The 14,038-nt window shown below is 57.2% G+C and carries 15 protein-coding genes; 7 read left to right on the top strand and 8 right to left on the bottom strand.

Features of this window, described 5'->3' with window-relative positions:
• Positions 1 to 38 precede the first annotated feature (38 nt).
• Positions 39 to 1,826: an ABC transporter ATP-binding protein gene (locus ARC85_RS18440; protein ID WP_286715747.1), complete on the bottom strand. Its 1,788-nt coding sequence runs from the start codon at positions 1,824 to 1,826 to the stop codon at positions 39 to 41.
• A 79-nt stretch (positions 1,827 to 1,905) separates the two neighbouring features.
• Positions 1,906 to 2,358, bottom strand: coding sequence for a YaiI/YqxD family protein (locus tag ARC85_RS18435; RefSeq protein WP_286715746.1), 453 nt, complete (start codon positions 2,356 to 2,358; stop codon positions 1,906 to 1,908).
• 298 nt (positions 2,359 to 2,656) lie between these two features.
• Here ARC85_RS18435 and ARC85_RS18430 point away from each other — a divergent pair, with 298 nt between their 5' ends.
• A complete protein-coding gene (locus ARC85_RS18430; protein WP_502688023.1) occupies positions 2,657 to 2,938 on the top strand; it encodes a histidine phosphatase family protein in 282 nt (93 codons plus the stop codon).
• A 40-nt stretch (positions 2,939 to 2,978) separates the two neighbouring features.
• Entirely contained in the window at positions 2,979 to 3,317 is a 339-nt protein-coding gene (locus ARC85_RS18425; protein WP_222534707.1) for a zinc ribbon domain-containing protein YjdM, read from the top strand.
• A 45-nt stretch (positions 3,318 to 3,362) separates the two neighbouring features.
• On the opposite strand, the gene ARC85_RS18420 is transcribed toward ARC85_RS18425, so the two are convergent.
• Entirely contained in the window at positions 3,363 to 4,082 is a 720-nt protein-coding gene (locus tag ARC85_RS18420) for a tellurite resistance TerB family protein (RefSeq protein WP_273030284.1), read from the bottom strand.
• A 236-nt stretch (positions 4,083 to 4,318) separates the two neighbouring features.
• Here ARC85_RS18420 and ARC85_RS18415 point away from each other — a divergent pair, with 236 nt between their 5' ends.
• Complete coding sequence (locus ARC85_RS18415; RefSeq protein ID WP_273030282.1) at positions 4,319 to 6,625, top strand: putative bifunctional diguanylate cyclase/phosphodiesterase; 2,307 nt, start codon at positions 4,319 to 4,321, stop codon at positions 6,623 to 6,625.
• Positions 6,626 to 6,691: 66 nt separating this feature from the next.
• Positions 6,692 to 7,195: a copper chaperone PCu(A)C gene (locus ARC85_RS18410; protein ID WP_278349953.1), complete on the top strand. Its 504-nt coding sequence runs from the start codon at positions 6,692 to 6,694 to the stop codon at positions 7,193 to 7,195.
• A gap of 32 nt (positions 7,196 to 7,227) precedes the next feature.
• Here ARC85_RS18410 and ARC85_RS18405 read toward each other — a convergent pair whose 3' ends face one another.
• A complete protein-coding gene (locus tag ARC85_RS18405) occupies positions 7,228 to 7,971 on the bottom strand; it encodes a class I SAM-dependent DNA methyltransferase (RefSeq protein ID WP_222197950.1) in 744 nt (247 codons plus the stop codon).
• Between the two features lie 141 nt (positions 7,972 to 8,112).
• Positions 8,113 to 8,391, bottom strand: coding sequence for an Rdx family protein (locus tag ARC85_RS18400; RefSeq protein WP_114433588.1), 279 nt, complete (start codon positions 8,389 to 8,391; stop codon positions 8,113 to 8,115).
• An 82-nt stretch (positions 8,392 to 8,473) separates the two neighbouring features.
• Between ARC85_RS18400 and ARC85_RS18395 the strand changes: the two genes are divergently transcribed.
• On the top strand, positions 8,474 to 9,367 hold the full coding sequence (locus ARC85_RS18395; protein ID WP_286715744.1) for a diacylglycerol/lipid kinase family protein: 894 nt from the start codon (positions 8,474 to 8,476) through the stop codon (positions 9,365 to 9,367).
• Here the strand turns inward: ARC85_RS18395 and ARC85_RS18390 are convergent.
• Positions 9,364 to 11,556: an OsmC domain/YcaO domain-containing protein gene (locus ARC85_RS18390; RefSeq protein ID WP_286715742.1), complete on the bottom strand. Its 2,193-nt coding sequence runs from the start codon at positions 11,554 to 11,556 to the stop codon at positions 9,364 to 9,366. The genes ARC85_RS18395 and ARC85_RS18390 overlap by 4 nt on opposite strands.
• 24 nt (positions 11,557 to 11,580) lie before the next feature.
• On the opposite strand from ARC85_RS18390, the gene ARC85_RS18385 reads away from it, so the two are divergent.
• Positions 11,581 to 11,814: a hypothetical protein gene (locus ARC85_RS18385; protein ID WP_114433582.1), complete on the top strand. Its 234-nt coding sequence runs from the start codon at positions 11,581 to 11,583 to the stop codon at positions 11,812 to 11,814.
• A gap of 3 nt (positions 11,815 to 11,817) precedes the next feature.
• Here the strand turns inward: ARC85_RS18385 and ARC85_RS18380 are convergent, their stop codons facing one another.
• Complete coding sequence (locus tag ARC85_RS18380) at positions 11,818 to 12,651, bottom strand: M90 family metallopeptidase (RefSeq protein WP_286715741.1); 834 nt, start codon at positions 12,649 to 12,651, stop codon at positions 11,818 to 11,820.
• A gap of 82 nt (positions 12,652 to 12,733) precedes the next feature.
• Here ARC85_RS18380 and ARC85_RS18375 point away from each other — a divergent pair, with 82 nt between their 5' ends.
• On the top strand, positions 12,734 to 13,057 hold the full coding sequence (locus ARC85_RS18375; protein WP_022992939.1) for an antibiotic biosynthesis monooxygenase family protein: 324 nt from the start codon (positions 12,734 to 12,736) through the stop codon (positions 13,055 to 13,057).
• Here the strand turns inward: ARC85_RS18375 and ARC85_RS18370 are convergent, their stop codons facing one another.
• On the bottom strand, positions 13,058 to 14,029 hold the full coding sequence (locus ARC85_RS18370) for a ribonuclease Z (protein ID WP_222179867.1): 972 nt from the start codon (positions 14,027 to 14,029) through the stop codon (positions 13,058 to 13,060).
• Positions 14,030 to 14,038: the final 9 nt, after the last annotated feature.

Raw genomic sequence — 14,038 nt, 5'->3', positions numbered from 1 at the left:
ATACCTATCAATAATAAGTGGTAAGCAGCATTACCTTCTTACGCCTGACCTGTTTGCACGCGCCATTGTGCGGCGTAGGCGCCGTTATTGTGGATCAGGCTGTTGTGGTCGCCTTCCTCGACAATCCGGCCATTCTCAACCACGGCGATGGTATCGGCATCTACAATGGTGGAAAGCCGGTGGGCAATCATGATCACCGTGCGATTATGGCCGATGCGCCTGAGCGAGCGCTGGATGGCGGCTTCGGTTTCGTTATCCACGGCACTGGTTGCTTCGTCCAGCACCAGGATGGGTGGATTCTTCAGCAGCGCCCGGGCCAGGGACAGCCTTTGACGCTGGCCGCCGGACAGGCGAATGCCTCGTTCACCTACTGGTGTGTCCAGGCCTTCCGGTAGCGCCTCAATAAAGGACCAGGCCTCGGCAGTACGGGCGGCATCAATGATCTCTTCTTCGCTGGCATCGGGTTTGCCATAGGCAAGGTTGTCGCGGATGCTGCCCTCAAACAGGTAAACATCCTGGCTGACCAGGCCAATGGCATCGCGCAGGGATTTCAGGCTCACCTCCCGGATCGGTTGGCCGTCAATCCGGATGTCGCCATGGGAGGGGTCGTAGAACCGCAACAACAGCTTGATCAACGTGGACTTGCCGGAGCCGGTGGCGCCTACCAATGCCAGGGTATTGCCTGCAGGAACGTTCAGGGTAATGTCCTGTATGCCTGCGCCGCTGCCGGCGTATCGGAAGCTCACCTGGTTGAATGAGACCTTTCCACGTACTGGCTGTTCGAGTGTCTTGCCGGCTTCATCCCGAACGTTTACCGGTTCGGAGAGCAGATCGAGTATCCGCCGGGTGCTGGCCATGGCCCGTTCAAACAGATCGATCACTTCCGCCAGGCCGGTCAGGGGCCAGAGCAGGCGCTGGGTGAGGAACACCAGAACCCCGTATGCGCCGACGTTCAGGCTGCCCTCCAGCGCCATCATGCCGCCAACGGTAAAGGTGGCCAGGAAGCCTGCCAGAATGGCCATTCGAATGACCGGAATGAATGCGGAGCTGATACGAATGGCGCGGCGGTTCGCATCAACATAGGCTTCGCTCGCGTCCTTCAGGCGTTTGGCTTCCCGCTGTTCGGCGGTGAAGCTCTTGATCGTGGCGATGCCACCCAGATTGTTGGCCAGGCGGCTGGAGAGGTCGCCTACTTTCTCCCTTACGTCTGCGTACAGCGGACCGGCTTTGCGCTGGAAATAGAAGGCGCCCCAGATAATCAGGGGAATCGGTGTGAACGCCAGCAGGGCAATCAGTGGCGACAGCACAAAGAACACGGCACCCACAGCTACTACGGTAACCGCTACCTGGATCATGGCATTGGCGCCGCCATCCAGGAAACGCTCCAGCTGGTTTACATCGTCGTTCATGGTGGCGACCAGTTGCCCGGAGCTGTTCGCCTCAAAGAAACTCATGTCCAGACGCTGGGCGTGTTCATAAGCGTCTTGCCGGAGATCGGACTGTAGTCGCTGGGCCAGGTTACGCCAGAGAATCTGGAACAGGTACTCAAACAGCGACTCGCCCGCCCAGATGAAGAAGGTGAGCACCGCCAGGATGGTGATTTGCTCCTGCGCGGTTTCAAAGCCCAGGCCGGCGACAAAGCTTTCCTCCTGATTCACCACCACATCAATGGCGACGCCGATCAGTATTTCCGGAGCAATGTCGAAGAGCTTGTTGATGATGGAGCAGGTGGTGGCGGCGATGATCTGGCGCCGGTAACCACGCGCGTATCGAAGCAGGCGGCCGAGAGCGGCAAAGCTGCTGGTGTGCTGGGCGCGTGTGGTCATGTTCCGCTTCCTTCTGCTGTCTGGTTATCAGAGGCGGGAAGGGTAGCGGATTCTTTCATTTATTAAAACAGAATCATTTTCACTTGCGTGCGTTTCTTTGCAGCCACCGATCCAGCTGGTCGGCAAACTCTTTTCGATCTCCCTGGCTGAACGGGGCCGGCCCGCCGGTTACCTGGCCGGCGCTACGCATTTCTTCCATGAAGTTGCGCATGGCAAGGCGCTGGCGGATGTTTTCTTTGGTGAAGGCCTGCCCACGGAGGTTGAATACGTCTGCGCCTTTCTCGATGGCTTCGGCGGCCAGGGGAATGTCCTGGGTAATAACCAGATCGCCTTTGCTCATCTGGTCCATGATTTCGTTGTCTGCAACGTCGAAGCCATGGGGGACTTGTCGGCGGCTGATGTGAGGGCTTGGTGGCAGACTGATGGCGTGGTTGGCGATGAAGGTGGTCTGGATTTGCCAGCGCGTGGCGGCACGGCAGAGAATTTCCCGGATGGGAACGGGGCAGGCATCGGCGTCGACCCAGATTGGCATTTCGGTTTTCCTTCGTTGGTTTGGCTGTTGGTCAGTTTAACCTTTCATGGGGTGAGCCTGTTAGTTTGGTTCCGCGTATTGGCTAATAGGCCGTTGGAGGTTGGCTGGGGAGATGTCGGGGCGATGGTGCATGGCATGTTCAGGGATGGCTTCCAAAAAACCGCTACTAGCTCATCCCTGAGCGCTTCTCTCCGGCCATCCATGGCCTCCGAAATTTTTTGGAAGCCATCCCTGAACACGCCGTCTGGCCGCGGTAATAATCGCTTGTTGAGGCGCAAGAGATACCTGGAGATGAATCATGCAAATCCTGGCTTTTTTGCTGGTGATAGCGACAACCTTGGCTGCGTCACCATTGTCTGCGTCTGACAGTTCCGCATGGACTGCCCTCAAAGAGGGGCGAGCCGTTTTGATGCTGCGTCATGCCCTGGCTCCAGGCACCGGCGATCCAGCCGGGTTTGTTCTTGGAGATTGTGGTACCCAGAGGAACCTGAACGACACGGGGCGTGAGCAAGCCCGGGCGTGGAAAGCGTTTCTGGCAGAGCATGGAATTGTTGAGGCGAGGGTGGTGCCGGGGCGATAGTGGTATAATCCTGTGCTCATTCAATTAACAGGAAATGATAATGTCTCAGTTGCCTCCTTGCCCGCAGTGTAATTCTGAATATACCTACGAAGATGGCGTTCAGCTGGTGTGCCCGGAATGCGGCCATGAATGGACGGAGGCCGAGCAGGCAGCGGCTGAAGCAGGCAAGGTAGTCCGTGATGCCAATGGCAATGAGCTGCAGGATGGCGATACCGTCACCGTAATCAAGGATTTGAAGGTGAAGGGTTCCAGCCTGGTGGTGAAGGTGGGAACCAAGGTCAAGAACATCCGCCTGGTGGATGGCGATCACGACATTGATTGCAAGATTGATGGTGTGGGGGCCATGAAGCTCAAGTCGGAGTTTGTGAAGAAGGCCTGACTTGGATTCGGCACCGGGGAGTCCGGTGCCGTCTGCTGTGATTGATTAACTGGCAGCCAGCACTTGTTGTTCAAGCTCCCTGGCCAGATTGGGTTCTATCTTCAGGGCACCGGCCAGTTGTTCGAGCCAGGCACGCTCCATCGGGTTCTGTTCGTCAATCATCACGGCGCTGACGACGTAGATTTCCCGGGCTGCCTGGGGCGAATCGGCGTTGCGTGCCAAAGCGCTGGCATCCAGTGGCGCATCGAACTGTTGCTGGATCCAGGCCTGGAGTTCGTCGTCCGGGCCCAGCCGCTCGATCTCCTGAGTCAGTAGTTGTCTTTCATTGGCATCGATATGGCCATCGGCGCGGGCGGCCATAATCATGGCCTGGAGAATTTCCAGTCCACGACGCTCCTGGTCAGCTCCCTGCAACTGCTCAAGGGGCTGGCCCTGTTGCACCGGGGCGGGCTGTGCCTGGCCCTGATTGGTGCTCTGGTAGTTTTGATAGGCTTTCCATGCCAGTACGCCGACACCGGCCAGGGCGCCATACTTCAGTGCCTTGCCGCCCATTTTGCGGCCACGCTTGGAGCCCAGCATCAATCCCAGTGCTCCGCCACCCAACAGGCTTTTTACATCAATGCCACTGCCGCCTTTACCTCCGGACAGTTGGCTGCCAAGGTTGCCCATCATCTGGTTTACGTCCATTCCACCCTGGCTGCCCTGGCGGGACTGACCGCCCTGGGCCTGGTTCATGATCTGGTTCAGCACTGACATTACATTCATTGTCTGGCTCCTTTTCCGCCTGGTTGCCGTTGGCTTTGATTTTGATTCTAGCCTCAGTAAACCCTATCCGGCATGAACGCCAGATGAACAGATTGTCTGGATAACGACGGCAAAGTTCCTTTTGGCATCATCTTTTTTGGTAAGGTTGTGTCAAAACAGGGTGCGTATTTGCAACGTCATCCTATAATCATGGTTAGCGAAATTAACCCATTCACCGGGACAAATGGACTGACTACTTGGCGGCTCTGAAAAGCAATATCTGGACGCTGTATTTTCTGATCGTAATCGTCGGCGTTGCGCTTTTAGGGGTGTCTCTCCAGCAGCGCTGGCGGGAGACCCTGTCTGATGAAACTGCGCATCAATTGTCCAGAGCTGAGCTCATATCCCAATCCGTTCACAGTCTGTTCCGGACTCAGGAGCTGGTGCTTGATGTCGTGGGGCGCGAACTCCTCGACAGTGGCGAACCGCTGGAAGAGCGGAGGGAAATGCCTTTATTGGACAATATCCTTTCGGTTAACCCGGCCCTCGTAGGTTTTGGCCTGGCTCGCCCGGACGGCACGCTGGTTCGTATCAGCACCAATATGGACACCAGCCGCCTGCCCAATCTCCTGGAGAACCCCAGTACCGCAGAAGGTTTCAGGCAAGCCCTTGAGTCGGATGTGATGGTGGTAGGGCGTACTTATTATATGGATGCGCTCGGTGCCTGGTTGATCCCGATACGAAAGGCCTTGCGAGCGGACGATGGTTCTGTGGTTGCAGTAATGACGGCCGGACTGAAGATCGGTGCCGAAGGTTCAGTTCTTGGGCAGGATCTGCACGATGGTCCCGAGGACAGTGTCATCCTGTTTCGGGAGGCAGACAAATACGTCCAGTTTATGTCGCGAGAGGGCGCAACGCCTGAGCGATATTCTGCCTCGCAGGTCAACGAGGAGCGTTTGAGCGCACAGCGGCGTGATTTCGAGGAGGGAACCGGAAAGACCATGGCCGATATCATGGCCAGTCCGGAGGCGGTTTCTTTTCATATGACCCGCGACCAGCGAGATTATCTGACAGCCGCCACCTTCGACGCTCGGTATCAGATCTGGACAGTGTCCGAGACGCGTTTTGCCCCTCTTTACCGCGATTTTATGGGTACCCTCGTACCCTACGTGATTGGCTTTGTACTGGGTGCCTGGTTGCTCTACCTGTTGTTCCGGGTTATTGATCGTGCCGAGGGAGAGCGTCGGGAAGAGTTGCTGTACCGGGCTCGACATGACGATCTCACCGGCCTGTTAAACCGCGCCGGGCTCCTGGATCGATTGGAAGGCAGGCTTTCTCAGGCGAGGCCGTTCAGTCTGGTGGTGATCAACATTGATAACTTCAGTGGCATCAATGACCGCTTTGGGCTGGAGTACGGGGATCACACCCTGGTGGAATTTGGGCGAAGACTTGAGCGGTTGGCGGAACGACACGACGATCTGGCGAGGCTCGGGAGCGATGAATTCGCCATCGTTACCCCCAATACCAACATCCCCTCGTTGACCGATGCCTGCCGGGCACTGGTAGAAGATCTGGCCCAAATCTTCGAAGTGGGCCGGCTTCGTCTGCAGGTGGGCGCGAGTGTCGGGGTGGCCCGGTACCCCGAAGACGGAGACTCCCTCAGCAAGCTGATTCGTAGTGCCCACCTGGCGTTGTATGAGGCCAAACAAAGCCGGAATGCCGTCTGCGTCTACAAGGCAGAAATGGAAACCGCTTATCTACGGCGGCTGAACGTGGAACAGAGGCTGCGCTATGGCCTGGCCTCTCATGCTCTCTATATGGTGTACCAACCGCAGGTGAACGATGCAGGCGAAACCATTGGTCTGGAGGCTTTGGTGCGCTGGCAGGATGAAGAGTTGGGATTCGTTTCGCCGGCAGAATTCGTGGATGTGGCCGAGAAAAGCGGCCTGATGATTCCTCTGGGTAACTTCGTGCTGGACACCAGCCTGAGGGAATTCCGGCAATTGATAGACAAGGTGAAACAGCCGCTGGATCTGGCCATCAACATCTCGGTGATTCAGTTCTGCCAGCCAGGCTTCGTGGATACAGTATTGAACGCCTTGAAAACCCACGATGTCTCGCCGTCCTCTCTGGTTCTGGAGATTACCGAAACGCTGTTCATGGGCAATTTCGATCAGGTGCTGCAAACTATCTGCGACCTGAGAAGCCACGGTATACGCCTGGCCATGGATGATTTCGGAACCGGCTATTCTTCCCTCAGCCTGCTGCGCCAGTTACCTCTGGATGAGCTTAAAATCGACAAAAGCTTTGTGGACGGTATTGTTGAAGATGAAAAAGCCGCCAATATGGTGCGCAGCATCGTCGCCATTGCCCGCAGCCACAACATGAGTCTGATCGCTGAGGGTGTAGAAGAGCAGGCTCAGGCCCAGGCCTTGATCAAAATGGGCTGCCTGCGCTTCCAGGGTTACTATTTCAGCCGGCCGGTGCCTATGGCAGACGTTCGTCAGGTGCTCACTGACACGGCAAACACGGACAATATCCCTGCGACCATTCGTCGCTCCTGATGGCTTTGAAGTGGTCGGAGCCGGCCGCTACAGTAGTGATATTTGTCAGAAAACAAGGAACGCCGAATGAAACAACCCCTGATTGCTCTGGCATTGGGCGCAGCCCTGTTCGCCCCGGCCGCATTTGCCGCTGATCACGGACACGGTAACCACCACCAGAGCCGTCCAATACAAATCGACCACCCCTGGAGCCGTCCAACACCGCCTGGCACCCCGATGGGCGTGGGTTATATGACCATCACCAACCACAGTGATCAGGCTATCACTCTGGTGGGCGCAGAAACGCCAAGAGCCGGCCATGTTTCCATCCACGAAACCTCCATGCATGAGGGCGTGATGCGCATGCAGCCGGTAGACGGCGGCCTGGTGATACCCGCCGGAGAAACCGTAGAGCTAAAACCTCACAGCTATCACCTGATGCTGGAAAAGCTGCCCGAGCCCCTGGTTGAGGGCGAGAAAATTCCGGTAAGACTGGATTTTGATGCCGCGGAAGACCTGGATATCGAACTGATGGTGCGTCCACTGGACGGTGCCCCGGCGATGAACGACCATGCCGGCATGAAGCACTAGCCTCTATTACTCTCAGTGAACTCCGGTAACGCTCAACGCTTTACACAGGCAAAGATTGCGTTTCCGGATTCGCCATCCCAGGGCACGATGCGTTCGTAGTCGTGTTCGAAGATGGTCACGTCAAACCAGGGCTCCAACAGGGCGGCCAGCTCCCGAAAGCTCAGTGCTACCATGGGGTGCTCATCCTGCCAGGATTCACTGATGCCGTTGGTGGTGCGATCAATGCTCAGCCGGAGCGACTGCCGTTCACCACCGCCAACGTAATGCCAGCCAGACCTAAAGGTAAACTCACTGCCATCGTGCCGGGCGGAGTGACAGACATACAGATTGTTGTTGATTCGGGTCTTGTCTACGGCATTGAAACAGAACAATCCGTTGGCTGATAACGCCTGGTGGGCGCTTTCGATACAGCCCTGAAGCTTCTCGATACCATCGCTGTAATGAATGGAGTACAGGAAGCAGGTAATCAGATCAAATGGACTATCAAACCGGAATTCGCACATATCCCGAACACTGAAGACGGCTTCCGGGCAACGCTCCTCGGCTACATCCAGCATGGGCTGATTAATATCCAGCCCTTCGCACTGGTAACCGAGGTTCAGGAAATGCCGGATGTGCGGCCCGGTACCACAGGCCAGATCCAGATGACGCCTGCCGCCATTGCCAAATAGCTGATGTAATCGTTGAACCCCGCGACTCTGGGCCGGGTAATCGATATCGGCACACATCAGGTCGTAATAGCCCGACAAGTCGGTGTATAAGGCATTGATGGACACGGGAAAGCCTCTGCAGAAATCAACTGGATCACCTCTGGCGAACAGCAGCTGCAGGCGGGCCTGGCACAGCGGGCGGGCGTTTTGAGGGTGGCGTATGGTAGCGAAAAGATGCGGGAGCGGGTAGCCACCCTCGTAGATGTACTACACCGGCTTGTCTGAGTGCCCCAGTGAGTGCTCCGGGGCGATCTGATCCCGCACCAGCTGCTTCAGTTGCTTGATATCGGGGAACCCCCCTTGCTCCTTGCGTGACCAGATCCGGGTATCGTTTACCCAGACTTCAAAGATGCCGCCGGAGCCGGGTTTCAAGGTGAGCTCGTCAATCATGCCGTCAAAGGTGGTCAGCAGTTCCTGCGCCATCCAGGCGGATCTCAGCATCCAGTTGCAGCCGGTGCAGTAATGGAGAGTGATGCGCGTTGCCATACGGTAATGCTTCCTGCATGAAGAAATCGATCAGCCATGCTATCAAATGATAGGGACAGTTTCTTTCTCCAGAGGGAATGGTATGGCGTATTGGCTGGTGGATAGCCCCGGTTCCGGTGATGGTGGCCGCAATGCGGATTTCTGGTTGCCCTATCTGCGCGAGCAGGGCATCGAGAACGTAACCGAGTGCAGGCTGGATGAGGCTGAACAGTGGCTGCGCCTGGTGACTGGCAACGACGTACTGTTGGCCGCGGGTGGGGATGGCACTGTGAACGGTGTGGCCGGTCTTTGCCTGCGCACCGGCGCGACTCTCGCGGTTCTTCCCTCGGGAACCGCTAATGATTTTGCTCGCAACCTGGGTATTCCGTCTGAACCGGCAGAGGTGGCCCGTCTGGTGGCGGACGGTAGCACCGAGATGATTGATGTGGCGGAGTTTGATGACCGCATCTATCTCAACGTGGCCCACATTGGCCTGGGCACTTTGCCTTCACGCCAGGCCAGTTCACCCACCAAAAAGCTTTTTGGAAAGTTCAGTTACATTGCCACACTGTTCCGACAACTGGGCGCCCAGCGGGGATTCCACGCCCATATTCGTACTGATCGCTCTAATCTGGGTGGTCGCTGGCTATCGATTGCGGTTGCCACGGGGGCCTATTTCGGTGGCGGCCATGAAATACCGGAGGCCTCTGCGAACGATGGCTTGCTGGATGTCATTGCCGTTAAACCGCGCCCGTTGCCGCAGCTGTTACTTGCATTTCTGATGGTGCGCCTGAACCGCAAGACGCCGCGCCGAACCAGTACCGTCATCCAGATCAAGGGCAAGTGGTGCCACGTAGAAACCACCCGCGCCAAGACGGTAACGGTGGATGGCGACGTGGCCGGCAAAACGCCCTTTCGGGCGACGTGCCGGCCGGGCGCTATCCGGGTGATTGGCAAGAGGGTAGTGCATACCGGCGAGCAACCGGCAGCGGGTTAGACTGAGATGCCGGCTTGACGGGCCCGGGCCGCGTGCAGCTTTTTGTAGCTCTCGATCATCTTCAGGTGCCGGTCCAGGCCGCGCAGGTCCATGCCGGTTTCTTCAAGGCCGTAGAAACGCACCGTGCCGTTGATGGAGCCGACGACGGCATCCATTACCTCGTCACCAAACATCCGGCGGAAGTTGTACAGGTAGTCTTCCAACTCCAGTTCTTCATTCAGCGTGGCTTCCAGGGCTGCGTTCATGGCCTGGTAGAACAGGCCGCGCTCAACGGTGTTGTCATTGAATTGCAGGAACATCTCCACCAGCTCCTGGGCCTCTTCAAGCTCGCCCAGGGCCAGGTAGATCAGCAGTTTCAGTTCCAGAATGGTGAGCTGGCCCCACACGGTGTTTTCATCGAATTCGATGCCGGTGAGGGTGACGATGGTCATGTATACATCCAGCTCGGCCTCTTCCAGGCGCTGCACCAGGTCGGTCAGCTCGTCTTCACTCAAACGGTGCAGGTTGAGGATGTCTTCGCGGAATGCCAGGGCCATGTTGGTGTTGTCCCACACCAGGTCTTCCACCGGATACACCTCGGAATAGCCCGGCACCAGGATTCGGCAGACCGGAGCGCCGAGATCTTCGAACACCGCCATGTAGCATTCCTTGCCCATGTCCGCGAGGATGCCGAACAGGGTGGCGGCTTCTTCTTCGTTGGTGCCGGAGAAATCCCACTCGACAAAATCGTAGTCGGATTTGGCGCTGAAGAACCGCCAGGACACCACGCCGCTGGAATCGATAAAGTGTTCAACGTAGTTATTGGGCTCGGTCACCGCCATGGAGTTGAAGGTGGGCGCCGGCAGATCGTTCAGACCTTCAAAGCTGCGACCTTGCAGCAGCTCGGTCAGACTGCGTTCCAGGGCAACGTGGAAGCTGGGATGAGCACCGAAGGAAGCAAACACACCGCCGGTTTTCGGGTTCATCAGGGTGACGCACATCACCGGGAACTGACCGCCCAGAGAGGCATCCTTCACCAGTACCGGAAAACCCTGTTCTTCCAGGGCCTTGATGCCCTCGACAATCCCCGGGTACTTGGCCAGCACGCTGTCCGGCACATCCGGCAGGGCGATTTCGTTTTCGATGATTTCTTTTTTCACTGCCCGCTCGAAGATCTCGGACAGGCACTGCACCTGCGCTTCCTGCAAGGTATTACCGGCGCTCATGCCATTGCTCAGGTACAGGTTCTCGATCAGGTTGGAGGGGAAGTAAACCGTTTCTCCATCTGACTGGCGCACATAGGGAATGCTGCAGATACCGCGCTCCGGCGTGCCGGAGTTGGTATCGAACAGGTGGGTGCCCAGCAGTTCGCCCTCCGGGTTGAAAATCTCCAGGCAGTAGTCATCCAGAATGCCGTCCGGCAACTCGCCTTCCGGGCCTGGCTGGAACCATTTCTCGTTCGGGTAGTGCACGAACTCGCTGTTGGCGATGTCCTGGCCGAAGTACTGGTCGTTGTAGAAGAAGTTGCAGTTCAGCCGCTCGATAAACTCGCCCAGGGCCGAGCACAGGGCCGCTTCTTTAGTAGAGCCCTTGCCGTTGGTGAAGCACATGTGGGCCGCGGTGTCGCGCACGTGCAGGGACCACACGTGGGGCACAATATTGCGCCAGGAGGCAATCTCGATCTTCATGCCGAGATCCGAGAGGATGCCGGTCATGTTGGCAATGGTCTGCTCCAGGGGCAGATCCTTGCCCTCAATATAGGTGTTGCCGTCGCCCCTCGGGGCTGCGGTGAGCAGGGCCTGGGCGTCTTCGTCCAGGTTCTCCACCACTTCGATCTGGAAGTCCGGGCCGGTTTGCACCACTTTTTTCACGGTGCAGCGGTCGATCGAGCGGATGATGCCCTGGCGGTCCTTGTCGGAAATGTCTTCCGGCAGTTCCACCTGAATCTTGAAAATCTGCTTGTAGCGGTTTTCCGGGTCTACAATGTTATTTTGCGACAGCCGGATGTTGTCTGTGGGGATATCCCGGGCATTGCAGTAAACCTTCACAAAGTAGGCTGCGCACATGGCGGATGAGGCCAGGAAGTAGTCAAAGGGGCCGGGCGCCGAGCCATCGCCTTTGTAGCGGACGGGCTGGTCTGAGATGACGGTAAAATCGTCAAACTTGGCCTCAAGCCTCAGGTTGTCGAGATAATTGACTTTGATTTCCATGGGCAGTTTACCGGATTCAGAAATATGAGCAGTTTACGCGGAATAGACGAGGTGATCCCCGATGCGCGGGATGGTCTCACAAAAACGGAACGGACGATACTTTACGTCCTGAGCGAAACCCAGAAGGAGTTAGGCGGGCGCAATGTACCTACCGTGATGCTCTATGGCCGGGTACTGGAATACGTGAATATCAGCGAGGAAGAGCTGCATCTGTATCTGGATCGTCTTGGCGTCAAGGGAGACGGCCTTGGCGGCTGATCGTCAAGGCTTGTGGGCGCGCATGTGCTCCGGTTCGATCCGGTAAAATCGGCACAGGGCAGCGTAAACGTCAGGTTGTTCACGCTTCAAGTGCTGCGGTTGTTGATAGAAGGCCTCGGTTAGCACCGCGAAAAACTCGGCCGGTTCGGTGGCGCCGTACGGGTCCAGCCAGGGTTTGTGGTGGTGTTCCAGCCGGTGTTGCAGGTGGTCCCAGGCCTCGGTCATGGTTTTCTGCCAGTGCGCCGCCTCATCGCCGCTCAGTGGTGGCGCGCCGTCCGCGGTGCCATCCAGGTAGTCCAGCTGATGGGCGAATTCATGGAGAATCACATTGTGCGGGCCATGAGGATTGGCGATGGCTTGTTCACACTGGCTCCAGGCCAGAATTACCCGGCCGTGGGACCAGGCCTCTCCGGCCCGGGTTTCGTCACTGGTGCTGACCACGAGGCCATCGCTCTCGGTGTCCTGTACCCGGTAAATATCGGGATAGACCAGGATGCTTTTAACGTCATCGTATTCGTAAAACCCGCGTTCAAGCAGTAAAAGGCAAGCATGACCGGCAATGGTCACTCGCACCCGGTCATCGATTTCAAAACCGGCACATTCGTAGAATTCCTTCTCCGAGATAAAGAGCTGAACCAGATTCTCCAGCCGGGTTTTGTGGCTGTCGGAGAGCCGATTATAGAGCGGCACATTTTCCTGAAGGTGGTGCCTCCAGAGTGCAGGGAACGGTTGTTGCAGTTCGCGCCGGCGTCGCCAGTTGCGGTAGAAAAACAAATAGAACAGCGAACCACCAATGAGGGCGATGGCGATAACTGCAAAAACAAGCGGTGCGGACATTGGTGACTTCCCTGTGAATGTCCGGCCAGTCTACCGCAAGCTTCGGCGAACCACGAAGATCCATAGGAGTGAGGAGAATGCGATGAAGTATATTTTCGAGGTCACGGTGAAAGACGGGCACTCTGCCGAGGAGTATGCCGATGCCTGGGTCCGGGCCAGTGAGCTGATTCAGCAGGCGCCCGGTGCCCGTGGTACCGAACTACACCGAAAGATTGGTGAGCCGAACAAGTTGATCGCTATCGCCAGCTGGGACAGCAAGGCCGACCGCGATGCCATGGATGCCCGGAAGGACCCGAGGATCGCGGAGATCATTAAAAGCGCTGCTCCGTTTGTGGAGATTCGGCCTTTGGGTGAATTTGAAGACCCTGAATGGGTGGTACTGCCGCCAGGCCAGAATAGCGACTGATTAGCTGTGATCACCTTTGTGTAGCTGGAAGTCTTTCTCCAGACGGTAGGTGTCAAAATCCCGGGCCAGGAAAAGGTGGCCCTTGTAATGCTGCAACGCCTCGGCGGCAAGCTGATTGATGTGCGGTGTGCCACCCGGGGCGGACTGGTAGCGGGAGCTGAAGTGGGTGAGTACCAGATTGGGCAGCTTCGTTGCCTGTGCGAACCGGGCCACCTGCTGCGCCGAGCTGTGCTGTGGCCAGGGGCCAACCCGGTCTGCGACATCCTGGGTGTAGGTGGCCTCGTGAATCAAGACGTGGGTGCCTTGGCAGGCATTTTTCAGCAGTTCCGGGGTGTCGTTGTCACCGCCGACAATGATTTTTCGCGCGGTTCTGGGAATGTGAGTGTAATCGTCGCTACGCAGCAGGCGCCCATCATCCAGTAGAACATCTTTGCCTTTCTGCAGGTCACCCCATTGAGGGCCAGGCTCTATGCCATCAGCAACCAGTTTCTCCTTTTGCAGCTGACGTTCCAGGTTGCGCTCTGTGAATACGTAGGCCCGGCAAGGTACCCGGTGTGAAAGCGCCACGTTGGTAACACCCAAATGGTCATCCTGCCAGTAAAAACCCGGAGCTTCCGAGTTGATGAAGTTCAACGGATAACTCAGGCTGGAGTCACTGTTTTCGATGACCGCATCGATAAACCGGCGTACCTGTGGCGGCGCGATGATGTCCAGAGGCTCGGTGCGACCCAGCATGGAAGCGCTGGTAAGCAAGCCCGGTAGCCCGAAGATGTGGTCACCATGGATGTGGGTGATGAAAATGGCGCGCAACTGCATCACCGAATACCGTGTGCGCATCAGCTGGTGCTGGGTGCCTTCACCGCAGTCCACCAGATACCAGGGTTTGGGCCCCGAGAGGCAAAGCGCCAGGCCGGTGACGTTGCGTGACCGGGTTGGTGTTCCGGCCGATGTGCCAAGGAAAGTGAATTCCATCGTGCCTCG

Source organism: Marinobacter sp. tcs-11 (genome assembly GCF_002049515.1).
GTDB lineage: Bacteria > Pseudomonadota > Gammaproteobacteria > Pseudomonadales > Oleiphilaceae > Marinobacter > Marinobacter nauticus.
Note: the sequence above shows the minus strand (reverse complement) of the source record. Positions and strands in the feature narration are given on the sequence as shown.